This window comes from Streptomyces sp. ICBB 8177 (genome assembly GCF_003144095.1).
In the GTDB taxonomy this organism is placed as follows: Bacteria; Actinomycetota; Actinomycetes; order Streptomycetales; family Streptomycetaceae; genus Streptantibioticus_D.
In genome coordinates, this window is the sequence record NZ_NSKH01000018.1 from 1674947 (window position 1) to 1701720 (window position 26774).

General features: G+C 72.1%; 19 protein-coding genes. 10 read left to right on the plus strand and 9 right to left on the minus strand.

Annotation, left to right across the window (positions count from 1 at the left end; genetic code table 11):
* Positions 1 to 42: 42 nt before the first annotated feature.
* Positions 43 to 984: a bifunctional riboflavin kinase/FAD synthetase gene (locus CK485_RS16025; RefSeq protein WP_109451188.1), complete on the plus strand. Its 942-nt coding sequence runs from the start codon at positions 43 to 45 to the stop codon at positions 982 to 984.
* 89 nt (positions 985 to 1073) lie between these two features.
* Here the strand turns inward: CK485_RS16025 and CK485_RS16030 are convergent, their stop codons facing one another.
* The 3 genes from CK485_RS16030 to eccE form a co-directional block, all read right to left on the minus strand.
* Positions 1074 to 3818: an SCO5717 family growth-regulating ATPase gene (locus CK485_RS16030; RefSeq protein WP_109451190.1), complete on the minus strand. Its 2745-nt coding sequence runs from the start codon at positions 3816 to 3818 to the stop codon at positions 1074 to 1076.
* 281 nt (positions 3819 to 4099) lie between these two features.
* Entirely contained in the window at positions 4100 to 4963 is an 864-nt protein-coding gene (locus CK485_RS16035) for a hypothetical protein (RefSeq protein WP_241968365.1), read from the minus strand.
* Entirely contained in the window at positions 4963 to 6309 is a 1347-nt protein-coding gene (gene eccE / locus CK485_RS16040) for a type VII secretion protein EccE (protein WP_109451192.1), read from the minus strand. Before eccE ends, CK485_RS16035 begins: the two co-directional genes overlap by 1 nt.
* A gap of 293 nt (positions 6310 to 6602) precedes the next feature.
* Between eccE and eccB the strand changes: the two genes are divergently transcribed.
* Both eccB and mycP read left to right on the plus strand, forming a co-directional pair.
* The gene (gene eccB / locus CK485_RS16045) at positions 6603 to 8132 is read left to right on the plus strand and encodes a type VII secretion protein EccB (RefSeq protein ID WP_109451194.1); all 1530 of its coding nucleotides are present in this window, start codon (positions 6603 to 6605) and stop codon (positions 8130 to 8132) included.
* Positions 8132 to 9331: a type VII secretion-associated serine protease mycosin gene (gene mycP, locus CK485_RS16050; protein ID WP_109451196.1), complete on the plus strand. Its 1200-nt coding sequence runs from the start codon at positions 8132 to 8134 to the stop codon at positions 9329 to 9331. The genes eccB and mycP overlap by 1 nt, the downstream gene beginning before the upstream one ends.
* 185 nt (positions 9332 to 9516) lie before the next feature.
* Here mycP and CK485_RS29665 read toward each other — a convergent pair whose 3' ends face one another.
* Positions 9517 to 10830, minus strand: a complete 1314-nt coding sequence (locus tag CK485_RS29665) for a hypothetical protein (protein ID WP_241968366.1) — start codon at positions 10828 to 10830, stop codon at positions 9517 to 9519.
* Positions 10831 to 10919: 89 nt separating this feature from the next.
* Positions 10920 to 12446 (minus strand): beta-N-acetylhexosaminidase, encoded by a 1527-nt coding sequence (locus CK485_RS16060; protein ID WP_275124639.1) that lies wholly within the window; start codon positions 12444 to 12446, stop codon positions 10920 to 10922.
* 748 nt (positions 12447 to 13194) lie between these two features.
* On the opposite strand from CK485_RS16060, the gene CK485_RS16065 reads away from it, so the two are divergent.
* From CK485_RS16065 to CK485_RS16085, 5 genes are all read left to right on the plus strand, one after another.
* Entirely contained in the window at positions 13195 to 13641 is a 447-nt protein-coding gene (locus CK485_RS16065; protein ID WP_109451200.1) for a hypothetical protein, read from the plus strand.
* Positions 13638 to 15020 carry a hypothetical protein gene (locus CK485_RS16070; RefSeq protein ID WP_109451202.1) on the plus strand — a complete coding sequence of 461 codons (1383 nt, stop codon included), beginning with the start codon at positions 13638 to 13640 and terminating at the stop codon, positions 15018 to 15020. The genes CK485_RS16065 and CK485_RS16070 overlap by 4 nt, the downstream gene beginning before the upstream one ends.
* A 195-nt stretch (positions 15021 to 15215) precedes the next feature.
* Complete coding sequence (locus CK485_RS16075; RefSeq protein ID WP_241968467.1) at positions 15216 to 16250, plus strand: S8 family serine peptidase; 1035 nt, start codon at positions 15216 to 15218, stop codon at positions 16248 to 16250.
* 161 nt (positions 16251 to 16411) lie between these two features.
* On the plus strand, positions 16412 to 16747 hold the full coding sequence (locus CK485_RS16080; RefSeq protein ID WP_158288217.1) for a WXG100 family type VII secretion target: 336 nt from the start codon (positions 16412 to 16414) through the stop codon (positions 16745 to 16747).
* A gap of 78 nt (positions 16748 to 16825) precedes the next feature.
* Entirely contained in the window at positions 16826 to 17125 is a 300-nt protein-coding gene (locus CK485_RS16085; protein ID WP_109451208.1) for a WXG100 family type VII secretion target, read from the plus strand.
* A 52-nt stretch (positions 17126 to 17177) separates the two neighbouring features.
* Here the strand turns inward: CK485_RS16085 and CK485_RS28525 are convergent, their stop codons facing one another.
* The 4 genes from CK485_RS28525 to eccCa form a co-directional block, all read right to left on the minus strand.
* A complete protein-coding gene (locus tag CK485_RS28525; RefSeq protein WP_146214550.1) occupies positions 17178 to 17702 on the minus strand; it encodes a hypothetical protein in 525 nt (174 codons plus the stop codon).
* 148 nt (positions 17703 to 17850) lie between these two features.
* Positions 17851 to 20040, minus strand: coding sequence for a hypothetical protein (locus tag CK485_RS16090; RefSeq protein ID WP_109451210.1), 2190 nt, complete (start codon positions 20038 to 20040; stop codon positions 17851 to 17853).
* Between the two features lie 13 nt (positions 20041 to 20053).
* Complete coding sequence (locus tag CK485_RS16095) at positions 20054 to 20464, minus strand: hypothetical protein (protein ID WP_109451212.1); 411 nt, start codon at positions 20462 to 20464, stop codon at positions 20054 to 20056.
* 54 nt (positions 20465 to 20518) lie between these two features.
* Positions 20519 to 24472, minus strand: a complete 3954-nt coding sequence (gene eccCa, locus CK485_RS16100) for a type VII secretion protein EccCa (protein WP_109451214.1) — start codon at positions 24470 to 24472, stop codon at positions 20519 to 20521.
* A 183-nt stretch (positions 24473 to 24655) separates the two neighbouring features.
* On the opposite strand from eccCa, the gene eccD reads away from it, so the two are divergent.
* Positions 24656 to 26104 carry a type VII secretion integral membrane protein EccD gene (gene eccD, locus CK485_RS16105; protein WP_109451216.1) on the plus strand — a complete coding sequence of 483 codons (1449 nt, stop codon included), beginning with the start codon at positions 24656 to 24658 and terminating at the stop codon, positions 26102 to 26104.
* A gap of 184 nt (positions 26105 to 26288) precedes the next feature.
* On the plus strand, positions 26289 to 26576 hold the full coding sequence (rpsO, locus tag CK485_RS16110; protein ID WP_109451217.1) for a 30S ribosomal protein S15: 288 nt from the start codon (positions 26289 to 26291) through the stop codon (positions 26574 to 26576).
* Positions 26577 to 26774 lie beyond the last annotated feature (198 nt).

The following is a 26774-nucleotide window of genomic DNA, read 5'->3' on the forward strand; positions in this document are numbered from 1 at the left end:
GTACCCAAGGACGAGAAACGGTACGGGCGAGGAGCGGTCACGGTGGAGCGCTGGCGGGGCTTGGAAGACGTTCCCGAGGGATGGGGGCGCAGCGTCGTCACGATCGGTTCGTACGACGGAGTGCACCGCGGACACCAGCTGATCATCGGACGGGCGGTGGAACGCGCCCGTGAACTGGGTGTTCCCGCGGTCGTCGTCACCTTCGACCCGCACCCCAGCGAGGTCGTCCGCCCCGGCAGCCACCCGCCGCTGCTCGCCGCGCACCACCGCCGCGCGGAACTGATGGCGGAACTCGGTGTGGACGCGCTGCTGATCCTGCCGTTCACCACCGAGTTCTCACAGCTGTCGCCGGGCGACTTCGTGCGCACGGTGCTGGTCGAGAAGCTGCACGCCCGCCTGGTCGTCGAGGGGCCGAACTTCCGCTTCGGTCACAAGGCCGCCGGTGACGTGGAGTTCCTCTCCGCGCTCGGTCTGAAGTACGACTACGGGGTCGAGGTCGTCGACCTGTTCATGCGCGGCGAGGCGGGCGGCGGCGAACCGTTCTCCTCCACCCTGACCCGGCGGCTGATCGCGGAGGGCGACGTGACCGGCGCGATGGAGATCCTCGGCCGCCCGCACCGCGTCGAGGGCGTGGTGGTGCGCGGCGCCCAGCGCGGACGCGAACTGGGCTACCCCACCGCCAACGTGGAGACCCTGCCGCACTCGGCGATCCCGGCGGACGGCGTCTACGCGGGCTGGCTCGTGGTCGCGGGCGAGCGGATGCCCGCCGCGATCTCGGTCGGCACCAACCCGACGTTCGACGGCACCGAGCGCACCGTCGAGGCGTACGCCATCGACCGCGTCGGCCTCGACCTGTACGGGCTGCACGCGGCGGTGGACTTCCATGCCTACCTGCGCGGGCAGGAGAAGTTCGACTCCATCGACGCGCTGCTGGAACGGATGGCGATCGACGTCAAGCGGGCCCGGGAACTCGTGGAGGGCTGAGCGCCCCCGGCCACGGCCTTTCCAGCGCGAGGGCCCGGACACCCGCTCACGTCGAGCGGGTGTCCGGGCCCTCGCGCCTGCGCGGTCGTTCAGCCCTGCGGCGGAGGCGGCGGGTAGCCGTATCCCGGCTGGGGCTGGGGCTGGGGCTGGGGCGGGGACGGCGGCTCCTGCTGCTGCCAGTTCTGTCCCTGCGCGGGCTGCTGCGGCCAGCCCTGCGGTGCGCCCTGGGCAGGGCCCTGCGGCGGCACGCCCGGCTGCGGGGCGCCGGGCTGCTGCGGGTACGGGGGCTGCTGGGCGGGCCGGCCCTCGTACGGCGGCGGGGGCGGGGTCTGCGCGCCGGAGTAGCCGTCGTACGGCGGCTGCGGCGCGTAGTAGCCGGGCTGCTGCTGGCCCGGCACCGGCGGCGCGACCTGCGGCGGCGGCGTGCTGCCGTCCCCTTGCGTCCACAGGCCCTGGGCCTGCTGGGCGCGGGAGAAGTCCTCGGCGATCATCGCCGCGAGGGTGAAGTACGCCTCGCGCGTCTTCGGCCGCATCATGTCGAGGTCCACCTCGGCGCCCGCCGCCAGGTGCTCGTCGAACGGCACGACGACCACGCCCCGGCAGCGCGTCTCGAAGTGGGAGACGATGTCCTCCACCTTGATCATCTTCCCGGTCTCGCGCACCCCGGAGATCACCGTGAGGCTGCGGCTGACCAGATCCGCGTAACCGTGTGCGGACAGCCAGTCGAGCGTCGTGCTGGCGCTGGAGGCACCGTCCACGGACGGCGTGGAGACGATGATCAGCTGGTCGGCGAGGTCCAGCACGCCGCGCATGGCGCTGTAGAGCAGGCCGGTGCCGGAGTCGGTGAGGATGATCGGGTACTGACGGCCCAGCACGTCGATCGCCCTGCGGTAGTCCTCGTCGTTGAACGTGGTGGACACCGCCGGGTCCACGTCGTTGGCGATGATCTCCAGACCGGACGGCGCCTGCGAGGTGAAGCGGCGGATGTCCATGTAGCTGTTGAGGTACTGGATGTTCTGCACCAGGTCGCGGATGGTCGCGCCGGTCTCGCGCCGCACCCGGCGGCCCAGCGTGCCCGCGTCCGGGTTGGCGTCGATGGCCAGGATCTTGTCCTGCCGCTCGGAGGCCAGCGTGGCGCCCAGCGCGGTGGTCGTCGTGGTCTTGCCCACGCCGCCCTTGAGGCTGATCACCGCGATCCGGTAGCAGGAGAGCACCGGCGTGCGGATCAGCTCCAGCTTGCGCTGCCGCTCCGCCTCCGCCTGCTTCGCGCCGAACCGGAACCGGGAGCCGCCCGGCACGTTGCTCCCGGGCTTGCGCGCCTTGGGCTGGTTGCGCAGCAGACGGTCGGAGGACAGTTCGACGGCGGCGGTGTAACCGAGCGGCGCGCCGCCGACGGTGCGCTGCCGCTGGTCGGGCGAGACGGTGGGCCAGCCGCCGGTACGCGGGTCGACGGGCGCCTGCGGCTGGGCCTGCTGCTGCGGAGGCTGCTGCCCGGCGTGGTGGTGCGGGGCTTGCGGCTGCTGCGTGGCGGGCGGGGGCAGGGGTGCGGAGGGCTGCCCGGGCTGTCCCGGCTGGGCCGGGTGCGGGTAGCCGTACGCGGGCGCCTGCTGGTGCGGCGGCGGTACGGGGGCCGGGCCGCCCTGTGCCGGGAACGGGGCCCGCGGCGGCTGGTCGGCGGCGGGCGGCGGGAGCGGGGAGCCGGGCTGTCCCTGGTGCGGGTAGCCGTAGGCGGGCTGCGGCGGTGCCATCGGCGACTCGGCGGGACCGGGCTGTGGCTGGGGCTGGGGCAGCGCGGGCGGGGCCTGCGGCTTCTGGAACTGCGGGGGCAACGGCGGTACGGCCGTGTGCGGCTGGGGCTGCGGCGGCTGCGGGCCGGGCGGGGACGTCGGAGTCCACGGCGCGTCCGGCGCGGGCGGCGCCCACGACTGCGCGCCGACCGGAGCGACCGGCTGCCCCTGCGGGGGCTGCGGCGGCTGCCGGGGCTCGTCCGGCTGCGGAGGCTGGGCCTGCGGAGGCTGGGACTGCGGCGCGAGTTCCGGAACGCGGTCGGTGGGGGAGGGCGGTCCGGGCAGGGGCGCCGGAGGTATGGCGGGGCCGGACGCCTGCGCGGGCTGCGAGGCCGACGCGGACTGCGCCGCCTGCGAAGGCCGCGGGGCTTGCGAAGCCGGGGGAGCGACGCCGGCGTCGGCGGGCGCGTCGGCGGTGGACGACGTGACCGCAGCCGTGGTGACCGGGGTCGGGGACTGCGGCGTCGTCGCCTCGGATGGCGTGGACGTGGGCGCGCCTGGCTCCTCGGCCTGCGGCTCCGGCCGCTTGAGCGACAGCGCGGAGAACCGCTCGGTCGAGCGGAACGCGGGCTCCCGCCGCGCCTCACCGGCGCCCTCGCCCTCGGCGGTCGTGTCCGACGAGGCGTCGGAGGGGGCCGGGGCCTTGATGCCGTCGAGGGACAACGCGGAGAACCGCATGGTCGAGTTGGGCCGTTCCGTCCCCGACTGCCCGCCTGCTCCCGGTACTTGGGTTTCCGGGGCGCCGGAGCCCGCACCCTGCGCGGAGGTGGGCGAACCGGCGGGCGCGGCAGGCCCGGTGGCGCCGGCGGGGTCCGCCGGGCGGGGCGGCAACGGCGGCAGAGGGGGCGTCACCGGAGGCTGCGGCGAGGACGTCGCGGCACTCGCGCCGGATTCGTCAGCGGCGGCCGTCGTGCCGCTTTCGTCGCTGTTGTTCGTCATGTACCAGGCAGGCGGCGTGTAGTCGATGGTGAACTCGCCCGTGTAGTCGGCGTCCGTCGACCGTGCCCCGTCACCGCCGACGTGGTTCTCGTCCCGGTCGCTGCTCACTGTGCCTCCTGGATTGCTGTCATGCCCGGTCGCGTCCACGTCGCACGCGGGCGCGCGGCACCGCGAGGGCGGACACGGCGCATGCCGTATGTCACCGGTGACCCCACCCCCGTACCGCGGCGGCCCCCGCGACCCTGCCCGCGTCCTCCCGGAGACCGGTGTCACGCGAGCCGTGCCACGGGCACCTGCTGTGCTCCTGCCGCTCAGGAGGACAGCCTAATCATGCGACCGGCATCCGTGTCAGGTCCGTCCCCCGGGCCGGAGACGGCCGCCGGTGCGCCTCAGTCCACCCGGCGCGGACCGCCCAGCAGCCCCGTCTCCGCCTCGGTCGGCCGCGTCATCACGAACTGCCGGTGCTGCCGCGTGCACCACAACGCGAACGGGTCGCCCAGCCCGGGCAGCGCCTCCACGTCCCGCTCGGGCAGCCGCATGAGCCGGCCGATCAGCCGCGCCTCGTCCGGCGAGACGCGCTGCACCCCGACGAGCGACGCGCCCTCCAGCAACCTCGGCGCGGTCGGCCCCAGATACGGCAGCAGCGTCAGCACCGACTGCCACGGCGCCGCCGCCACCCGGCCGCGCGGCGGACGCACGCCCGCGTCCCGCACCACCAGCACCGGGCTGCCCACCGACGCCCCCTGCGGCGGCACCCGCCCGACGTCGTGCACCGTCACGCACGGCTGCCCGCCACCCGCCGCCTGGGCCAGCGGAGTCCACAGCTGGGGGCGGGCGGTCTCCACCGCCACCCGGGCACCGGTGGCCGCCGCCCGCAACGCGATCACCTGCGCCGTCCAGAGCCCACCGATCAGCACGACGTCCAGCGGCGTGGGCCGGTTGACGCCCAGCACGGCGGGGCGGTCGGCGGCGTCCACGCCGATCACCACGCCGTCGTCGCCCACCGGGAGCCCCACGGCGGCCAGTTGCTGGGCGGCCAGTACGTGCCGGGGCCGACGCGGCCCGCGCAGCCCGAACCCCAGCCGAGGCCGGCCACCGCGCGAACGCCCGCCCCGCGCCGCGGTGTTCGTCGCGTCGCCGCCCGGGGAGACCGGACCGACCGGGCCCGCGGGCCCGCCGGGGAAGCCAGGCCCGCCGGGGGCAGCAGCCCCGGGGCCGGCGGGCTCGCCCGGGAAAGCCGTCGGCACCGTCATCAGCGGGCACCCCCCAGCGGCAGCGTCGCCAGCACACCCGGCACCTGCTCACGGTCCAGCCGCACGAGGTCCACCTTCACCCCGCGCGCGGCACGCTCCAACTGCCGCCGCGTCGCCACCAGTTCGGTGTCACTGCGCCCGGTCACCCGTATGTGCCCGGTGAGCGCCGGGACGTCGCCCGGCCCCCGGCTCGCGGTCAGGCTGAACGTCGAGGCCAGCGCGGGCATCGACGTCAGCAGCGCCACCAGGTTCGGCGCGGGCGTCGCCCCGGGGCCCAACCGGGGCCAGCGGCCTATCCAGTACGTCGTGTGCCGCCTGTCGTCGCAGCGCCAGGTGCGGGAGGTCTCGGCGGTACGGCGTGCGGGGGTGTCCGTCCGCGACGCCTGCGCCCCGGCGTGCGGGTTGACGCAGGCCGAAGTGGCGATCGCCGAGGTCAGCCCGGCCTCGTCCAGCACCCTGGCGTCGAAGCCCGCGCCCGCCAGCCGGCTCGCCAACTGGTCGGCGGCGCGCAGCAGGGCGCGCTGCGCCCCGACGAGCCCGCCGCCCCTGGCCCGTACCGCCTCGGGGCACAATTGCGGATCGAGTTTGAGCGCGATCCAGGTCAGCCGGACCGCCGGGGCGCCCGACCGGGCCTGCAACGGCGCGTAGGAGCGGGCCGCCATCGCCTGCTCCGGCAGGTGCGGCGCGGGCGCGGGCTGGGTGTGCTGCACGACCTGCACGGACTCCAGCCGCACGCCGTCCACCTCCAGCGCCCCGTACACCAGGTCGAGCGGCAGCGGCCGGGCCGTGCGCAGCGGACGCAACGGGACGTCGCAGGCCTGCACCTGGAGCACCGCGGTCAGGAAGGTGCCGTCGCCGACCATGCCCACGGCGCGCTGCTCGCGGTCGGCGTGACCGTCCGGACCGCCGCGTGCGGGACGCAGATACGTCAGGGTGCGCAGAGCGGGCTCGCACTCCACCGCGGGCGCGAGACCGGGGTCGGTGCCCGGCGGCACCGGCTGACCCGCACCGCGCCGCCTCGCCCGCAACGCCACCGCGGCCGCCAGCCACTCCGGCGCGGGCCGCCGGTGCCGCCGCACCACCGCGAGCAGCACCAGGGCGACCGCCACCACGCAGGCGGGCACCAGCAGCAGCGGATGCGTCGCCCAGGCGGCCAGCGGCACGGCGACGGCGACCTCGATCAGCACCAACTGGCCCAGCCGCAGCGGCCCGAAGCGACCGGAGTGCGGCTGGGTCCTGAGCACCACCCCGGCCGGGGCACCGGCACCGGACGGCACGCCCGCGACGGGCGCCGCGCCGCCGTCCGGCCCGGCGTGGCTCCGTACCGCCGTCGTCGTGCCGGCCATCCCCGTCGCCCCCCTCGCACCCCGGCCGTCCCGGAGCCCCGTTCCCGTCGCCGTCCCTGCCCTGTCACCGCCCCGGACCGGCCACCCGACCCCGACACCCGTGCCGGGCAGGGCTGTTGACAGACTGTCCGCCGCACCCGCACGGCGCGTGCCGATCCACTAACGGCATAGTAGAGGGCCGCACTGACAACGACGGCCGGGTGCCCCGCCGACCGCCACGCCCGGCGCGCGGCGGCATGGCGCCCGGCGACCTCGCGGCGCACAGCGACACACCTGGGGGAGACGAACAGCCCATGGCCTCACGGCGGGACGAGCTCAACGCGTACACCTTCGCCAGGAAGCGGACCATCGCCGCGTTCCTGCAGCCGTCACCGTCCGGCTCCGAGGAGGGCGCGCCGCGCCCGCTGCGCGCGGTGGTGCCGAGCGTGGTGGCCGCCGCGCTGCTGGTCGCCGGGTTCGGCGCCTGGGGCCTGATCAAACCCGGCGCGCCGCCGGGATGGAGCGACGCGTACTCCAAGGTCCTGGTGGGCAGCCAGTCCACGACGCGGTACGTCGTCGTCGAGGTGGACGGCAAGAAGCAGCTCGACCCGGTCCTCAACCTCGCCTCCGCCAAACTCCTGCTGGACCCCTCGAAGTTCGGCGTGCTCAAGGTGGACGAGTCGGTCCTGGACGACGGCAGGATCCCGCACGGCCCCACCCTCGGCATCCCGTACGCGCCCGACCGGCTGCCCAGCGCGGCCGACGCGGGGACGCCGAAGCTGTGGGCGGTGTGCGAGCAGCCGGGCGGCGACGTGACCTCGGCGCAGAAGGCCGCGTTCGTCCTCGCCGCCCGCGACGCGTCGAAGGTGGACGGCTCCGGGCGGCTGCGCGGCGACCAGACGCTGTACGTACAGGGGCCGGACGGGACGCGCTACCTGGTGGACGCCTCGGGTACCAGGTTCCCCATAGAGCAGGGCGAGACGCGCGGCGGCGATCCCAACCTGCTCCTGCGCACCCTCTTCGGCGACGGCGCGGTCCCGCAGAAGGTGACCGCCGACTGGCTGCAGACGTTCAACTCCGGCCGGCCGCTGGCCTTCCCGCACCCGGACGGCTTCGGCGGCCCCGCCGGGGTGCCCGGACTCGACCCGGGACTGGACCGCGTCGGCATGGTGCTCAGCGCCCCCAGCGGCGGCGGCACCCAGAGCTACGTGGTGCTGCGCGGCCAGGTCGCCCGGGTCTCCGACCTCGTCGCCACCCTGCTGCTCAACGCGCCCGGCGCACCGGCGATGTACCCCGGCGGCACCCCCGCCCCGCAGCACGTCGCGGCGCAGGACTTCACCCCCGCGGCCACCCCGTACCTCGGTGGCACCGGCTGGCCGGCCACCATGCCGCACCAGGCCGACACCGGCTCCACGTCCACCGTGTGCAGCGTCTACCGCGGCACGATGAACGGCTCGCGGCCCGCGCTCAGCGTCTGGGCGGGCACCGACTACCCGGCAGCCGTGGCGGACGGCGGTGCCACCGCGTACGTCACCCCCGGCTCGGGCCTGCTCTACCGCCAGGTGAACGGGAGCGCCGGCGGAAGCGGCCAGGTGTTCCTGCTGACCGACACCGGGCTGCGGTACGGCGTTCAGTCCAACGACGACAGCGACGCCGCCAAGTCGAAGATCACCGACCCTTCGGCCGCAAGCGGGCCGGACGGACAGCAGCAGACCGACCAGGCGCAGGTACGGCTCGGCTACGGCGACGTCCAGCCGGTGCCGGTCCCGCAGACCTGGTCGGCGTTCCTGCCGGCCGGGCCCACGCTCGACACCAACAGCGCGGCGCAGCCGCAGGGTTCGTGATGCGCGCGCGTCGCCTGGCACCGGCCGCGCTGGCCGCCGCCCTCCTCCTGCCGCTCTGCGCGGCACCCGTCGGCCACGCCGCCACCGTCCTCGATGGCGACGGCGAGTGCACCTACCCGGCCCCGCAGATCAAAGGCACCCCCTGGTCGCTGCAACGCGTACTGCTCGACCAGCTGTGGCAGTACGGGCGCGGCAAGGGCGTGAAGGTGGCGGTCATCGACACCGGCGTCGACAACCGCAACCCGCAGCTGCGTCAGGCCGTCGACACCCGTGACGGCGAGGACCTGATCGACCCCAAGGGCGGCGACGGCACCGACGACACCGTCGGCCACGGCACCGAGGTCGCCGGCATCATCGCCGCCCGCCCGGCGCCGGGCACCGGCTTCGTCGGCATCGCGCCGCAGGCCACGATCATCCCCATCCGGCAGAACGACGACCAGGGGCACGGCAACACCAAGTCGCTTGCCAAGGCCGTCGACGACGCGGTGCGCGACGGCGCCCGGGTCATCAACATCTCGCAGGACGTGGCCAACCCGCTCACCCCCGACCCCCTCCTGGGCGCCGCCATACGCCACGCGCTCGACAGCGACGTCGTGGTGGTCGCCGCCGCGGGCAACGACGGCACCGGCGGCAAGCTCAACACCACCTATCCGGCCGCCTACCCGGGCGTCCTCGCGGTCGGTGCCTCCGACCGCGACGACGAACGCGCCGACTTCTCCCAGGCGGGTTCCTTCGTCGGCGTCGCGGCGCCCGGCGTCGACATGGTCTCCACGGTCCCACTGGGCGGACAGTGCGCGGACAACGGCACCAGCTTCTCCGCGCCCTACGTGGCAGGCGTCGCCGCCCTCGTCCGGGCCAAGCACCCCGGCTGGACGGCCGGGCAGGTCGTCGCACAGATCGAGCAGACCGCCGACCGGGTCGACCCCGGCCGCAACGACTTCATCGGCTGGGGCGTGGTCGACCCGGTCCGCGCGCTCACCGACGACGCCCGGCCGATCGACCACCCCGTGCCCGACCAGCGGTCCGCCGCCACCGGTGAACGCGTGCGCCCCGCCGCCCTCACGCTCGGCGAGACCCCGCAGCAGCGCGCGGAACGCACCGCCATGTACGCGCTGGGCGCGGCGGTGGTGCTGATCGCGGCGATCGCGGGCGGCGCGGTGGTGGTACGTGACGCACGACGCCGCCGTACGTCACGCTAGCCGCCGCGACGCAGCGGACGATGCGGCGTATACGCAGCGCCTGCCGGAGCGACGTATGCGTTGCGGCCGGCGGAGCCGCGTATGCGTCACGTCGGACCGGATTGACGTGTACGTCACGTCGGCGGGTGTGCCGTATACGTCGCGCCTGTCGGAGCGACGTATACGTCCCGTACCGCGCACGCCTGTCAGGAACCGCTGTACGGGCGCACGGTGCTCATGATCTTGTCGATCTGGGCCTCGGTCAGCGCGTTCGGCACGCCCTGGTCCGCGTAGATGACCCACTCGTGCACCGTGCCGTCCGGCAACTGCTGCGCGATCGTCTTGGCGATCGCCCGCGGCGGCACGCAGGAGCTGGGCCGGTAGATGTCCGTGGCGGTGGCCGTCGACGTCCAGCCCTTGAGCCCGTTGTGGTCCCACGGCACGGCCTTGGTCACCGAGATCTTCGGCTTGTGGTCGGCGCCGCCGTAGGCGGCGAACACCCAATTGCCCGCGACGTTGTAGGCGTCCTGCTGCGGAGTGCCGCCGCTGCCGCCCTGCGTGCCGATGGTCGCCAACTGCCCCTTGCCCGCCTGGCCGACGGTGTTGGCGTTCGGGTGCGAGGCGCAGCCGCCCTCGTGGTAGTCGGCGGTGCCGCTCATCGTGACGATCGGCTTGCCCTGGTCGTCGGTGTACGCGATCTCGATGCCCGGGTCGTACACGTGCCACTGCTGCGAGGCCGGCGGCACGTCGTACGCGAAGTGGTGGGCGGCCCGGGTCTGCGTCTGCCAGCCCGCGATCAACGGCTTGAGCGGCCCGGCGGTGGAGTTGGGCCCGCCCGAGGCGGGCGGGGCGGGCGCCGGCGCGGAGGCGGACGACTGCGGGCCGTTGCGGGCCTGGTCGGACTTCTTGCCGCCACCCTGCATCGCGAAGGCGATGCCCCCGCCGATCACGGCGAGCGCGACCACCGCGCCGACGACCGCGTACAGCGTCTTGCGGCTGCCCGAGGACGGCGGACCCTGCGGATCCTGGCCGGACTGCGGGGCGCCGGGGGCCTGCGGGGCGCCGTACTGCGGGGCGCCGTGCTGGGGCGCGGCGTACTGCTGCGGGGCGGCACCGTACGGGTTGGCGCCGGGCTGCCCCGGATGCGCGGCCTGCGGGGGCGGGAAGGCGCCGCCGGGCGGAGGGGGCGGAGGCGGGTAGCCGGCGCCCTGCTGCTGGGCGGGCGGGTACGTGCCCTGCTGCGGCGGCGGGAACGCCCCCTGAGGCTGCTGCGGGTACTGCTGAGACGGCCGGCCGGGGAAACCGCCCTGCGGCTGCGGCAGTTGCGGCATCTCGCCGGTCGGCGTCCAACGCGGGGCCGGGCCGAACCCCTGCGGCGCTCCCTGCTCAGGCCCGCCGGCCTGCGGCGCGGTCTGCGCCGACTCGCTCTGCGGCGGCTGCGCGGGCTGCTGCTGCGGGTCCGGGCTCTGCCCGGGCTGCGGCGGCTGTTGGGGATCGTTGGGGTTCTGGGGCCAAGACATGGCCGATACCTTATGCCGCCGACTGTCGCCACCCGATCGAGGAGTGGCGACAGAACGGCAACAGGCGGGCGTGGCGGCTCGCGCGACCCCTACGACCCGGTGGCGGGCCAGGGGACTTGGGACGAGCGGTAGTAGCCGATCCCCATCGCGTCCCACCGCGGGCCCTGAGCGGCCAGCCGGACGGAGAACGAGTTCCAGTCATGCGTGGCGGCCGGAGACCACCCCAGTTCGGCGATGGCGGGAAGCCGGGGGAAGGCCATGTAGTCGATGTCGGCGCTCGTGGTGAGGGTCTCCGACCACAGCGGCGCCTCCACCCCGTAGACCGCGGACGCCGGGGCGCCCTTGACGAACGTCGCCGGATCCCAGTCGTAGGCGTCCTTGACCTCGATGTACCCGGCCCAGTTGAGACCCAGGACGGTGTTCTTGTCGTACTTCATGTCCATGTACGCGTGGTTGGCGGGCGACATCACCAGTCGTGTCCCCGCCTTGGCGGCGGCGATGACGGAGGCCTCGGTCCCCGTCGTGCCCCAGTACTGCGCGATGGCGCCCTTGACCGGGTGCGCGTCGGTGATCTCGTTCCAGGCCATCACCGTCTTGTGAAGCCCGGTGACGATCGGCTGGACCTTGTCCATGAACGTCGTGTAGTCGGCCGCGCTGGTCGAGTGCGCCTCGTCGCCGCCGATGTGCAGATAGGGGCCGGGCGTCAGCGCCGCCAGCTCACGCAGCACGTCGGCGACGAACGTATACGTGACGGGTTTGCCGACGCACAGGGAGCTGAAGCCCACCTTGGTGCCGGTGTACAGCGGAGGAGCGACCCCGTCGCAGTCGAGGTCCGCGTAGGAGGCGAGGGCGGCGTTGGTGTGCGCGGGCATGTCCATCTCGGGCACCACCGTCATGAAGCGGCTTGCCGCGTAGCGCACGATCTGCTCGTACTGCGCCTTCGTGTAGTAGCCGCCGGGACCGCCCCCGACCTCGGTCGACCCGCCGTAGGTGGCGAGCTTCGGCCACGAGTCGACGGCGATCCGCCAGCCCTGGTCGTCGGTGAGGTGCAGGTGCAGGTAGTTGATCTTGTAGAGCGCCAGTTCGTCGATGTACCGCTCGACCTGCGCCACGGTGAAGAAGTGCCGTGCCACGTCCAGCATGGCGCCCCGATAGGCGTAACGCGGGGTGTCGGTGATGGTCCCGCCCGCGACGGTCCACGGCCCGGCCTGCCGGGTCCGCGCCTCGACGTTCGCGGGCAGCAGCTGCCGCAGCGTCTGCACGCCGTGGAACAGCCCCGCGGGCGCGCCGGCCTCGATCAGAATGCCCGAGTCGCGCACGTCCAGCCGGTAGCCCTCGTCCCCGAGCGCGGGCACACGGGCGACGCGCAGGGTGATGGCACCAGGCCGCGCGTCATGGGTGAGCGGGAGCGCGTACCCGGTCGATGGCCTGAGCAGGCCCGCGAGGTACCGCCCGACCTGCTCGGCCGGGCCGCTCGCGTCGATCACGGCATGCCGCCCCAGCGTGTACGGGGTGCCGCCCGGCTGGACGGAGGCGGGCTCCGGTACGACCTGCCCCAGCGGCCTCGGCGGCCCGGCCGCCGCGGCGGCGCTCGGCCCGGCGGCCCCCGCCCCCAGCCCGATCCCGCCCAGCAGCCCGAGTACGGCCGCGTACGTCCTGATCTTCCGCCAAGCCTTCTGTCGTCGCCTCACGAATGACCCCTTCGACGGTGTACCCCGAGGACCCGAACCGGCTCTCCCACCCTCCCCTGATCGCCATCCCTGGGTACCGCGCACCTGACGGGTGGTCAAGGGGTGTAGACCATTCGGCGGTGTACGGCCGAAAGTGGGACGGTGTGCGTGAACGTTCGCCGGCGAGCGGGCGAACGGGTGGCGATTACGTGGGGAACGTCGGCGAGGCTCCCGGGATCCGTGGCCGCCGCCGTGGCAGCCGCCCTGGGCGCCGGGAATTCCGTGCCGTTCGAAAGAGCGGTGATGTCATGTCCGGACGCGGGGCATGTCGGTTTCGCCCGCACTGGTGAGGGCGGTCAGTGGGCAACCACTCCGGACCGGCGCCGGCGAAGTGCGGGTCTGGAGGGGAGGGCGACACGGTCGACTGCGACGACTGCCGTCCTCACCTGTTCGCGTTGGTGTGACGGTCCGCCGGTCCGGGCCACCGGCCGACCCTCTGACTTTCCGTCGTATCCGTTTTGACCGCCCTATCCGTCGGACGGACAAGCATGGGTCCTCATGCATTTGTTCAACAGGCAATAACCGGCCGCCAAGTCGCTTAATAAGCAGCCCAGTTACCGCTTTGAAGGCTGTCAGTGCCCGACGATAGAGTGAGCGTCACGTGGCGCAGCAGACAACCCGGGGGGAGCGCGTCGTGACCACACCCGACACCAACGCGCAGCAGCTCGCGCGCGAAGCGGAGTCGCTGAAGAAGTTCAAGGACCGCATCGACAAGATCCTGGCCGACCTGGACACCTCCGAGGCGTCCCACAAGCGGCTCGGCACCCGGAAGATCCCGCAGGCTTCGTACGGCGACTTCACGGAGGCCCACGATCTCGCGTCGCAGTACGACAAGGTGCACACGCAGTTGGTCACGATGTCGCAGACCTTCAGCGACCAGATCGAGGCACTCGGCATAGCGGTCCAGATGGCCAACGGCGACTACGAGGGCATCGACCAGGAGCAGCAGGAGCGGCTCATGGCGATCCAGAAGCGCACGGCGCAGTACTACCAGTCGCCGGCGTCCCAGCACTCCGGTACGGGGCAGCCGTCCGGCGGTGGGAAGTCTACGGTGGGCAGCGGGACGGAGGGATCGCTGTGAGGTCGGACCCGGGAGGCGGTGCCCCCTTCGACCCCTCGTTCAAGTCGTCCTTCGAAGGCCTGTCGCTGGAAGACATGAACGCAATGGTGGCGTCCGCGAACTGGAAGCATCTCACGACGACCGGCGAGGCGCTTGTGGATGCTCAGTCGAAGATCCAGAGCGTCGCGGACGACTTGAAGAGTCACCTCAGCGGTGTCTCATGGGAGGGAGAGAGCGCCCAGGCCTTCCAGGACTGGGGCTCTCAACTGACGACCCAGAGCTACGACCTCGCGGACTACACGGGCCTGGTCGGTGAACAACTCATCACCGCGGGGTCGAGCCTGCAATACGTACAGAGCGCGATGCCCAAGTCGAAGCGCACGGAGTGCTTCGTCGACCCGAAGAAGGAGCAGGCGGCGGTCAAGGCGGAAGAGCCCGACCGTCAGGAGGCGATCACGCTCATGGAGAGCCTGTCGTCGTCGTACAAGTGGGCCAACGGCCAGATCTCCGCAGGGAAGTCCCCTAATTTCCAGCCGCTGCCGATGACATTTAACCGACAGGGCTACCTTCGTCCGTACGGATCGGTTGGTACCTCGGCAGAGACAGGGGAAACGCCCCAGTTCGGACGGGACAACGTCTCGCGGGAAGCGACACTCAGCGAAGCTGATTCGAGCGGTGGGCCCGTCGTGCGCTCAGCAGCTAGGCCCCCCGCGCCGGAGGCGGAGGGGCGTGCGACCCCGCGGACATCGCTGGATTCCATCGCGTCTCCAAGCACGGTAACGATGAGGCCATCGGCCGCGCCGACCCACGGTGGGCCGGACAGCTCTGGCGCTGGATCGAGTAGGCGGCCCGACGTGTTGCTTCCTTCATACGGTACGGCGGGCACCCTGTCCGAGCGGACCCACAGCATCACGCAGCTCCCGCGAGAAAGGCCCCCGGGCGAGGGCGATGCGGGACCGGACCTACCTTCCTTTGTTCACTCCCCAACGGGCGAATCGGGTGGGGGAATCTTCGGCGGCACTGTGCGGACTTCGCCGAACTTCCGCCCCGTACGACGCTTCAGCAGTGTGATCGGCGCGGAGCCGGAGTCCCCCGCGTCGGGAGTCACAGTCGGAATTGGCTCCAGCGCGTCTTCGGCAGCCAGTGGTATTCCCTCAGTCCGCGGTGGTGAAATGGCCTGCGGCCAGGAGGAACGGGGCGTTCCTGCCGAGGACTCCGAGCAGTTCACCTCTGGCGGCTCCGGACTCGCCGGAGGCCGGGCTGCTGGGGGGCCGGGCATGCCTGGACTACCAATGAGCAGAGGTGGCAGACGGGGCGCCGCTCGGCCGGACTACCTGCAAGAGGAAGAAGAGACCTGGGAGGTCGGCAGGACGGATGTCGTCCCGCCGGTCCTCGGGTAGGCGCAAGCAATGAGGACATACGGATGCTGGAGCACTGTGCGCACTGTCGGACGCGGTAGGCCTATGAGCAGGCTCACACGAGGCATCATTGTGCTCATTGTGTGGGGAGCCACCTGCGCCCTGTCCGCACCGACTGCGTCGGCTGTGGATGTCAAGTCCCTTCAGTGGTATCTCGCACCGATGCAGGCCACGGCGATGTGGCAGCACGCTACAGGCGCAGGAATCACCGTCGCAGTCATCGACAGTGGCGTCAGGACCGGCGATCCGGACCTGACAGGACGACTCCTGCCAGGGGGCAACGTTCTGAACTCGTCCCGCGACACGTCTGATCAGGACGGACACGGTACGGAGATGGCGGAGCTGATCGCGGGGGCGGGGGCCGACAACGGGATTCAGGGCCTTGCCCCGGGAGCCAAGATCCTTCCCGTCAAGGTGGGCCCTGGGAACGGTGTGGGAGACGCAGCCGAGGGCCTGCGCTATGCAGCGTCACACGGGGCTCGCATCGCAAACATGTCTCTCAGCGACGGGATCACGGGTCCTGACCCACAGTTCCAATCCGCGGTGAACTATGCCCTGAGCAAGGGTGTCCTGATGTTCGCCTCGTCAGGCAATGACGGAGACAGCAAGAACGAGGATGCCGCTCCGGCCTCTCTCCCCGGCGTGGTCGGCGTCGGAGCCGTCGGACAGAATCTCGCAGTGACCAAATGGTCCACCCATGGCTCACAGGTCGCGCTGGCTGCGCCCGGTGACAACATCCCCCAGCGCTGTAGCGTCAAAAGTGAGCAGTACTGCCAGAGCGGTGGGACAAGTTCCGCCTGTGCCCTCGCCTCCGCATCGGCAGCCCTCATCTGGTCCCAACACCCGAGTTGGACAGCGAACCAGGTTCTGCGTGTCCTGTTGTCGACTGCCGGTAAGCCCACCACGGGGAGGGTGCCCAGTCAGTACGTCGGCTACGGCTTGGTCCGCCCCCGCGTCGCCGTCATCGAACACCAAGGAGACCCGGGACCAGCGAATGTCTTTCCGCTGCCGGGAACACCTGACTCCACACCGTCACCGTCGGACTCCGGCCTGCCTTCGACCTCTTCGCGCCCGATCCAGAAGGCCCAGGCCCGGGCCGACGCCTCGACTGGAGGTGGCAGCGTCCTGCCGTGGGCGCTCGGTGCCACGGCGGCTGTCGTGGTCCTCGGCGGAGGGGGCGCGTTCGCGCTGAGGCGACGGAAGGGAGCGTAACTCCGGTTCATCACAGCTGCGTTGAGTTGCCGATCGGTGTGGCACCGTTCGGAATGGATACGGTGGACCGAGTTCGGTCCGTATCGGCCTTAAGCAGAGCGCAGACACGCAGCGAGCAACAGACCGCACCGACCGAAGACTTCCACAAGGGGGAGGAACAGATGGCTCAGCAGCAGCGGCTCACCTATGCCGAGATCCAGTCTCTGGAGACGGACATCCAGACGACCACGGAATCCATGACCAAGCAGGTGCAGAACCTGGCGAACATGATCGCCCAGCTCCAGTCGGACTGGAAGGGCCTGGGTGGTACCGCCTTCGTCCGCGCTCAGGAGCAGCTGAACGACGACCACACCGCGCTGCGCAAGGTCCTGGAAGGGATCAGGGAAGCGGTGCACGACACCAAGGTCGGCGCTCAGACCAATGACGAGCAGGTTCTCCAGGACCTCAAGAGCGTCAACGTCGGCGGCCAGCCCGCGAGTGGGCTCAGCAGTCTCTAAGCCCGGTCGGACCCCTACCGCGGTCCTTCGCGGAGGAGGCGACCACCATCATCCGAACCATCTTCCTCAGGGGGCACCATGAGCACCGGTGACGACCTCAAGGTCCACTATTCCTCGTTGACCGACGCGGCCACGGCGCTGCGTACGGCCGCCAAGGACCTCGGCAACCAGCTGGAACAGCTGCGCCGCAGGGTCCAGCGCGTCTCGGAGACCTGGGAGGGCGACGCCCAGCAGTCCTTCAAGCAGGCCGACGCCATCTGGCAGTCCCGCGCCGCGGACATCCAGTCGGTCCTGGACGACGTGGCCCGCCGCGTCGAGGACGCCCACGGCTCGTACCAGGCGACCGACCGCAAGGCGTCGCAGTACTTCCACGCATGAGCGCCGTGAGGCGACGCTGAGGGTCGGGGGCCGCGCCGGCGGCCCCCGACCCTCAGTTGCTCCTGGCCTTGGACGGGGACGGCGACGATGCCTCCGGCGAGCGCGAAGTGCTCGGCTTCGTCGGCTGGCACGGGGTCACGGCCAGGTAGGCCTTCACGGCGGGGCCAATCAGCTTGCGCAGCGTCCTCACATCAGCAGCGGAACTTCCTGCCTGAATCGAGAGCGCGTACCATTTTGAATTCGTTTCGAGCATCGGAATCGAGCACGGGACGATGGCCGCCACGTAGCCCCCGAGATCGTCTGTCCAGGATGCCTCTTGGTACGGCCCGTTGATGGGGTCGTAGTCTCGCACGTCACTGCCTGCTGGAGCCTTGACGAACTTGGAGATGTCGTCCTGGTCGACCGGCTGCTCTCCCACTCCGAGATACAGTTTTCCATCGTTGTCCCGGTAGGTGCACCCTCGACCGCCGCGAGCGGATATTTGCTCCTTGGACATCCTGATGAAGGCCGCGCCTCTCTCGCTCAGGGTTTTTCCACCAGGGAACAGTGGGGCGTACAGCGACTTGTCGATCTTCAACCCGCAGAACGTCGACGGAACGGCAGCGGCGGAGCCGCAGCCCGTGAGAGCGGATGCGGGCAGGAGCGCCATGCTGAGGGCGAGCAGTACTGTTCGCGGGGAATACGTTCCGATCCGGTCGCGGATCGATCGCGGCAGGCCACTCCGCCTATCCATGGTGCGCCTTCTCCCAAGCGGTCCCGGATCCGAAACTGGTATTGACCTGATTCGCCACAGTGTTCTGAAGGTCAGTGATCGTCGCGCTGTTCAGATGGTGCATTCGAGCTGCTCGCGTGACCGCCGCTTGGGCCGCCCGGAGAGCTGAATCGCGCGCTGCGGAGTACTGGTCCATGGCTGAGGCCCGGGCGGCGAGTGCGTTGTCGTGCTTGATGGTGTCCATGATGCTGTCGTTGAGGTCGTCCTGCACCCATTCCGAGACGGTACCGACAATGGGCACCGCCTCGGTGACGTGTTCCAGTGCCTTGTCCGCGCCCACCGCGACGATGCGAGTGGCCCACTTGTCGGCGAGGGCAGAGTTCTCGTTGAAGTCCTTGTCGCTCTGGGCGGAAGAGTCGTGTACTGCCTGCGCGCGAGCACCGCTCATCAGACCCGCAATAGTAGTGCCCGGGCCCGTGGCGTTCATGACCCGCTGGGACAGCGGCACCGCGGATCCGTTGTGCGCGGCCACCTCCCGGTCGATGAGGTTGCCGGTGAACGCTTGGTTCGCGCCGGTGATCGCGGCATAGGCGTGAGAATCGGACCCCACGGCACCCAGGAATGCCGCCGCCTTCCCAAGGCCACCATTCTTTTCGAAGTCTGCAGGTGCGCCGAACGACGAGATGTCCGTATAGCCGCTCACCCCCCGCTGGAAGTCCGCGATGTAATCCGCGCTCATGTCCCCGAGGTCCGCCCGCAAGTTGGCGAACTTCGCCGGGTGGTCGTCGTCGCCGTCGAGCCAGTCGGGGTGTCCGCCCAGGGTGTTGACCACCGTGCTCATGATCGACGCACCCGTCTTCGAATGCGGCACCGCCGCGCTCAGCAAACTGCTGCCGTACGGGCGGCCCGTGGTGGCCGCCTCCAGTGCCGCTCCGAAGCCCTGGCAGTCGGCCGGGCCCTTGAACGCCACCAGCGTTCCGCCCGCCGCCGCCTCCGCGTACGGCCACTGCCGCTGGTTGAGCAGGTACTGCAGCCGGTGCTGCGGGGCGGCGGGGTCCAGGAAGGCCTGGGCCGCGGCCGGTTCCTTGCCCATGATGCCCAGCAGGCCGTCCAGGGGATCGGTCAGCGTCCCCGGCGGAACGCTGCCGTTGATCGGGTTCCAGATCCCTGACTGCGCCTTCTCGGCGGCGATGATCCCGTCGCCCACGTCCGACAGGAACTGCGTCCCGTAGCCGTCGCCGCCGTGGCTCATCAGGGTCACGAGCGACTGGTAGCCGTAGACCGGCTCCAGGTTGTCGCCGAAGCTGTGGGTGCCCGCCTTGGTCAGCTGCTTCACCCAGCGCTGGTAGAACGCCGACTTCGGGTCCTTCGTGGCCGAGGCGAGGGAGAGGGCCACTTCCGACTCCAGGGACGCGTACGGGCCACGGGCGTCCTTGGCGCCGCTGTTGGACAGGTGGTTCAGCGTGGTCGCCAGCCGCAACGTGTTGTCCGCGCCCAGCGAGGTCAGCAGCGTCTGGCTGAAGTCCGTGTCGTGGTCGCCGGAACGCATGAGCATCTGCAAGTGGCTCATGTCCTCGCCGGTCAGCTTGCCGGCCGAGTCCAGTTGCAGCGCGAGTCGTGCCGCCTCGTGGGCGTCGTCACGGGCGATGTCGCCGTCCGCGGAGGCGTTGAAGTCGGAGTCCGTCGGAAGGGCCTCGTACCGCGACGCCGCGTCCAGCGCCACCCGTACCCCGTAGTCCTCGTCCTGAAGACTCGACAGCGCGTCGCCGATGCGCCGGGCCCAGTCCTCGGCGGCCTGGGCACCGCTGTCCTTCGACAGGTGCGGGTCGTAGTCGGGGTTGCGCGGGTCGGCGGAGACCGAGCCGTCGGGGCCGACGATCATCCCGGCGGCCTGCGCCCGGCTCACCGTCTTCTTCAGGGCGCTCTGCAACGGGGCCAGCTTCGCCTCGGCCTCCTTCAGGATCGAGGCGACCGCCTGGGCCTCCTTCTGGGCGGCCTGGATGTCCTGGATGTCGCTGAGCGACGTGCCGACCGAGGCCTGCGCGCTCACTCCGGTCCAACTGCCGTCCGTGCTCACGCTGAGCACCTTGTTGCGGTACGTGGTGGCCATGTCGCCGAACTTGCCCGCCATCGCGCTCCACTGCCTGGCGGCGTCCCCGAGCTTGGACAGGTCGGCCGTCATGGCCTCGTGGTACGTGACCATGCGGTCGTCCCCCTCAGAACTGCGACAGCTTGGAGTACGGCGGCACCGGGTACTCGGTCGCCGGATTCAGCAACGGACCGGTGCCGAACGACGACGCCGTCGCGCCGTCGTTGTCGCCGAAGAGCGTGTTCGTGCCGCTCAGCGCCCGTTGCGCCGCCGTGAAACGGCCGTTCAGCGTCGCCACCTGGCGGTGCCACTCGGTGAGCGCGTCCGACAGGCCCGCGGCGGTCTCCCAGCCCTTCAGCCCGGCGACCGCCTCGTGCGTCGCGCTGTCCGCGCTGGAGCCGTCCGTCTTCAGGTCGGTCGCCAGACCGTGCAACGCCGTGACGGCCGCCTTCTTCGCCGCCGGGCTCGACGCCAGGTTCTTCATGCTGCCCGGCGCCGGGAACCGCAGGCCGGTGCCGCCGTCGTTCGTGTCGCTCATCTCGCCCACCCCCTGTACGCATGCGATGACGTGACGCTAGCGCATCGCCGCCCCTCAATGCCCCGGCAGCCACCCCAGTTGCACCAGCGGCACACCCCTCTTGCGGGAGACGAAGAAGCCCCGGCCGGGCGGCATCGGGCGCGGGCGGACCGGGCCCAGCAGTTCGCCCTCGGCCGGGTCACCGGACAGCACGACGCCCTGCGCGCCCAGCTCCCGAACCCGCTGCGTGAACGGCTCGTACAACGCACGCCCCGCGCCACCCGTGCTGCGGGCCACGATGAAGCGCACGCCCACGTCGCGGGCGAAGGGAAGGTTGTCCACCAGGACCGACAGCGGGTTGGACGGTCCGGAGGCGACCAGCTCGTAGTCGTCGACGATGACGAAGACCTGCGGTCCCGACCACCAGCTGCGGTCGCGCAACTGCTGGGGTGTGACGTCGGGTTGGGGAGCGCGCCGGGTCATCAGCGCGTTCAGCTCGTTCATGTGCAGTTCCAGCGACGACGCCACCGGCGCGTACTCCAGCAGGTGCTGCTCGGGCAGCGCGCCCAGCAGTGAACGCCGGTAGTCGCCCACGACGATCACCGCCTCCTCGGGCGTGTACCGCTCGGCGATCTGCTTGGCGAACAGCCGCAGCAGCGAGGTCTTGCCCGACTCGCTGTCGCCGAACACCACGAAGAACGGGTCGGTCTCGAAGTCCACGAAGACCGGGGCCAGGTCGTTCTCGTCGAGGGCGAACGCCACGCCCCGGCGCGGGTGCTCGAAGCCCTTCGGCAGCCGGTCCGCGGGCACCTGCCGCGGCAGCAGCCGCACCTTCGGCGCGTGCGCGTGCGGCCACGCCTGGGCCACCGCGCGCACCAGCGCCGACGTGGCCTGCGGCAGGTCCTCGGCGAAACCGGTGGCGTCCACCCGCGGCTGCGCGGCCATGAAGTGCAGGCGCTCGGGCACCTGGCCCCGGCCGGGCACGCCCGCCGGCACGTTGGCGGCGACCTTGCGGTCGAACTCGGAGTCCAGCGTGTCGCCGAGGCGCAGTTCGAGGCGGCCCAGCAGCAGGTCCTTCAGCGCGGCGCGGACCTCCATGTAGCGGGCGGCCGAGACGACCACGTGGACGCCGTAGCCCAGACCCCGGGCGGCGATGTCGGTGACGACCGCCTCCAGCGCCTCGTGGTCGGCCCGGAACGCGCCCCAGCCGTCCACCACGAGGAAGACGTCGCCCCAGTGCTCGTCCGGCAGCTCACCGGCGGCGCGGCGCCTGCGATAGGTGCCGATGGAGTCGATGCCGTTCGCGCGGAAGAACTCCTCGCGCCGCGCCAGCACCCCCGCGACCTCGGCGACGGTACGGCGCACCCGCTCCGGGTCCAGCCGGGACGCCACACCGCCGACATGCGGCAGGTCCGCGACCGAGCTGAGCGCGCCACCGCCGAAGTCCAGCCCGTAGAACTGGACTTCACGCGGCGTGTGGGTCAGCGCGAACGAGCAGATCAGGGTGCGCAGCAGCGTGGACTTGCCGGAACGCGGCCCGCCCACGACGAGCATGTGCCCGGCCGCGCCGGAGAAGTCGCGCACCAGCGGATCACGGCGTTGCTCGAACGGCTTGTCCACCACGCCCACCGGCACGCACAGCCTGCCCAGGTGCGGATAGCCGGCTGCGGTCAGCCCGCGGCCCTCGACGGGGGCGAGCGGCGGCAGGAGTTCGTCCAGCGGCGGCGCCTCGTTCAGCGGCGGCAGCCACACCCGGTGCGCCGGCGGGCCCTGCCCTTCCAGCCGCCCGGCGACCACGTCCAGCACGGTGGCCGCCTGACCCGCCTCGTCCCGGCCGTCCGGCAGCGGCGAACCGGCCGGGTCGGGCGCTGCGTAGGTCACCGGCACCGGCGCCGCGGTGAACAGCGCGGGCCGCCGCTGAACGGCCGGCGAGCCGTCACCGGAGGCGGTCGTGCCCGGGCGGTACGGCCCGGAGACGTAGGCCGCCTTGAAGCGGACCATCTCGTCGGTGCCGAACTTCAGGTAGCCGGAGCCGGGGATGGACGGCAGGTGGTAGGCGTCCGGCACGCCGAGGGCGGCACGCGACTCGGCGGCGGAGAAGGTGCGCAGGCCGATGCGGTACGACAGATAGGTGTCCAGGCCGCGCAGCCTGCCCTCCTCCAGCCGTTGCGAGGCCAGCAGCAGGTGCACGCCGAGCGAACGGCCGATGCGGCCGATCTGGATGAACATGTCGATGAAGTCCGGCTTGGCGCTGAGCAGTTCGCTGAACTCGTCGACCACCAGCAGCAGCGAGGCCAGCGGTTCCAGCGGAGCGCCGCTCGCCCGGGCCCGCTCGTAGTCGTGGATGTTGGCGAAGTTGCCCGCCGCGCGCAGCAGCTCCTGGCGCCGTTGCAGCTCGCCGGTGATCGAGTCGCGCATCCGGTCGACCAGGGTCAGGTCGTCCGCCAGGTTGGTGATGACCGCGGCTACGTGCGGCAGCTCCGACATGCCGGCGAAGGTCGCGCCGCCCTTGAAGTCGGCGAGCACGAAGTTCAGCGCCTCAGAGGAGTGGGTGACCGCCAGCCCCAGCACCAGGGTGCGCAGCAGTTCCGACTTGCCGGAGCCGGTGGCGCCGACGCACAGGCCGTGCGGGCCCATGCCCTCCAGCGCCGCCTCCTTCAGGTCGATGACGACCGGGCGGCCGTCCTGGCCGACGCCGATGGGCACCCGCAGCCGTTCGTGCGCCGAACGCGGACGCCACGTCCTGGCCACGTCCACCGACGCCGCGTCGCCGAGCGCGAGCATGTCGGTGAACTCCAGGTTGGTCAGCAGCGGTTCCTCACCGTCGTCGGTGCCCAGCCGCAGCGGGGCCAGCTGCCGGGCGAGCGCCTCGGCGCCCGGGTACGGCAGGGCGTCGGGCACGCCGGTGTACACCATGCCGTCCGGCGTCTCGGTGCGCAGTTCGTGCGGATGGACGACGACCGACAACATCCCGAGCGGCTCGCGCAGTTCACCGGGGAGCAACTGCACCACGGTGACGCCCTGGAACCCCTCGGCCGAGGCGATGGCGGCCTCCGCGGGCACGGTCACGCCGTCGATCACGATCACCAGGTGCGGCTGGTCAAGCAGCGGCTGCGCGGAGCGGTGGAAGCGCGGACGGCCCTCCAGGTACGGCCGCAGCGACTCCTCCAGCTCGGGAACGTCGGCGCACAACAGCCGCCGGGTGCCGGCGCCGTCCAGCGTGCCGGGCAGCTGGGTGTGCGGCAGCCACTTGGCCCACTCCCACTCGTCCGCCGAGCCGTGCCCGGCGGCGACCGCGATCACCAGGTCCTCGGGGGAGTGCAGGGTCGCCAGCTGGGCCACCATCGCCCGCGCCGTCCCGTACACCGCGTCGGGCGCGCCGGAGAGCGTCAGGTGGTAGAAGGCCCGCAGGCTGATCGCCATCGGCAACCCGTCCAGGGACCCGTGGGCCGCCAGGAAGCGCCGCATCGCCGACGCGGTGAGCGGTTCCAGCTCCTCCACCGGCGCCGTGGTGGGCGCGACCAGCGGGGTCGCCAGCCGCTGCGCGCCCAGGCCGAGCCTCACGTGGGCGAAGTCCGCGTCGCTCACCCGCCGTTCCCACACCCGGTCGCCCTGCGCCACCACCGCCCACAGCTGGTCCGGCTCGGGGTGCTGGTGCAGTTGCGCGGTGCGCTGCGCGTGCGCCGTGCGGCGGACCTGCTTGCGCACCCCGGCCAGGTACTTGAAGTAGTCGCGCCGCGCCTGCGCCATCTGCCCCGAGGGGCCCTGCCGCATCCGCACCGCCTGGGTGACGCCCATCACCGCGGTCGAGGCGACCATCAGACCGCCCATCACCTTCATGAACGCCTGCGTGCCCGGCATGAAGAAGAACGCCGACGAGGAGGCCATCCCCAGCATCGGCAACAGCGTCATCAACAGGCCCTGCTCCTGCCCGCGGGGCAGTTCCGGAGGGGTCTCCAGCCGGACCTCCTGCGCGGGCACCTCGGGCGGCACCGCCCTGGGCGGGCGTTTGACGACGACCACGCTCACCGAAGCATCAATCCTCAATGCGGACGGGGACGACTTCCGGGTCAGCTGGCCTCAGCTCCGCGCCGCCGCCGGGTGGCGACGGCCTCCCCCCGCGCGATCGACGATCCTACTGAACACGTCAACGTCCTTGCCCGATAGGGTTGCTGGCCGCATCACCACGAAACCCAAGGGGGGAACCGCGAGGTGAGCACGACCGCAGCGACCGGCTTCAGCCGCGTCACCGTCGTCGCACCCGACAGCCGGATCGACGTCGCCCTGCCCGAGGACATCCCGCTCGCCGACCTCAACCCCGAGATCCTTCGGCTGTCCGGGCAGACGCAGCCGCCGGACGCGCCCACCGGATGGCATCTGGTGCGCCGCGACGGCACCGTGCTGGACCCCGCCCGCAGCCTCGCCGCCCAACGCGTGCTCGACGGCGAGGTGCTGAGCCTGCGCCCGTTCGCCGAGTCGCTGCCGCCCGCGGTCTACGACGACGTGGTGGACGCCGTGGCCGCCGCGGTCGCCACCGACCGCCGCCGCTGGAGCGAGGAGCTGATGCGGGCCGCCGGACTCACCGGCGGGGTGCTGCTGCTGGCGCTGACGGCGCTGGTGCTGTGGTGCGCCGACCCGGTGCGCCACGACATGCACGGACTGCCCGGTGTGATCGCCGCGGCGGCCGGCGTGCTGCTCACCGCCCTGGCCGCGGTGCGCGCCCGGGTCTACGACGACCGCGGCTCGGCCGTGGCGTTCGGGCTCGGCGCGCTGCCGCTGCTGCTGCTCGCGGGCTCCGCCGTCGTCGCCCCCGACGCCGGGCAGGGACCGGGCCGCCTGCAGTTCCTGCTGGGCTGCGTCACCGTCCTCGTCGCGTCAACCCTGCTCATCGCCCTCACCCCGAACGGGGACGCCCCGTTCGTGGCCGCCGGGACCGCCGCCGCCGTCGGCACCCTGGCCGCCTTCGCCGCGGTCCTCACCGAGGCGGCTCCCTCCCACGCCGCCGCGATCTGCGCGGTCCTCGCGGTCGCCGCGACCGCGTTCCTACCCGCGCTGTCCGCCCGCTTCGCGCGACTGCCCATCGGCTTCGCCACGCCGCGCCCGGACGACACCGGCGGGGCGCGGGACGCCGAGCCGGTGGACGAGGTGCGGATCGCGGCGCGGGCCCGGCGCGGCCACGAGATGCTGCTCGGCCTGGTCGGCGGTTGCAGCGCGGTCGTGGTGGGCTGCGGCGCGGTGCTGGGCTTCTCGCACTCCGCCTGGGCCCAGCTGCTCGCGCTGGCCACCGGACTCGCCGCGCTGATGCGGGCCCGGCTCTTCCGGTACACCGCCCAGGTCGGCTGCCTGCTGGTCGCCGGGCTCGGCGCGATCGCGCTGCTGGTGCTCGGGCTGGCGCTGCACCCGCCGGCCGCCGAGGCGCACGCCCTGCTCGCCGGCGACCACGCGCGGGCGGACATCCGTACGCTGTGGCTGGCCGGGAGCGTGGCCGCCGGGGCCGGGGTGCTGGCCGCGATCGCGCTGATCGTGCCGAAGAAGGGGGTCTCCCCGTTCTGGGGCAGGCTGCTGGACCTCGCCGAGGGCGCCGTGCTGCTGTCGCTGGTGCCGCTGTGCCTGGCGGTGCTCGACGTGTACGCGGCCGCGCGGGGGATGGGCTCCGGCTGACCGGAGCGAGGACCGCCGCCCGGCCGTGGGCGGTCCCGCCGGCCCGGGAACGGCCCTCGGACAGGGGCTGGTACTCTGGGTGACGGCCGTGTGTCCACCCGGCCCTCTCGCTCGCCGAGTACCCGACGTTCCCCTGAGAAGCAGACCAGGGGCGCTCGCGAGCACGTAGACCCAAGGAGTAAGTGTGCCGCTCGACGCCGCAGTAAAGAAGCAGATCGTCGCGGAATTCGGTACCAAGGAGGGCGACACCGGCTCCCCCGAGGTCCAGGTCGCCCTGCTGACCCGCCGGATCACCGACCTGACCGAGCACCTGAAGACCCACAAGCACGACCACCACTCGCGCCGTGGTCTGCTGCTCCTGGTCGGCCAGCGCCGCCGCCTGCTGCAGTACCTGGCCAAGAAGGACATCACGCGCTTCCGCGCCCTGGTCGAGCGCCTCGGCATCCGCCGCGGCGCGGCGGGCGCCCGCTGAGACGTCGTGAAGGGGAGCGGTTCCCGACCCGGGGGCCGCTCCCTTTGCCGTACGTGAGGACCGCGCGCGAGGCGGCGCCGATGTCGCCGTACGTGTGACGGTTGTTCGCCGTACGTGTGGCCGGACCGCGAGGTTTGTAGTCTGGCCTGGAAAGAACAGAACAAAGGAGGAGCGCCCGCGCCTGCCGACCGCCGAGTC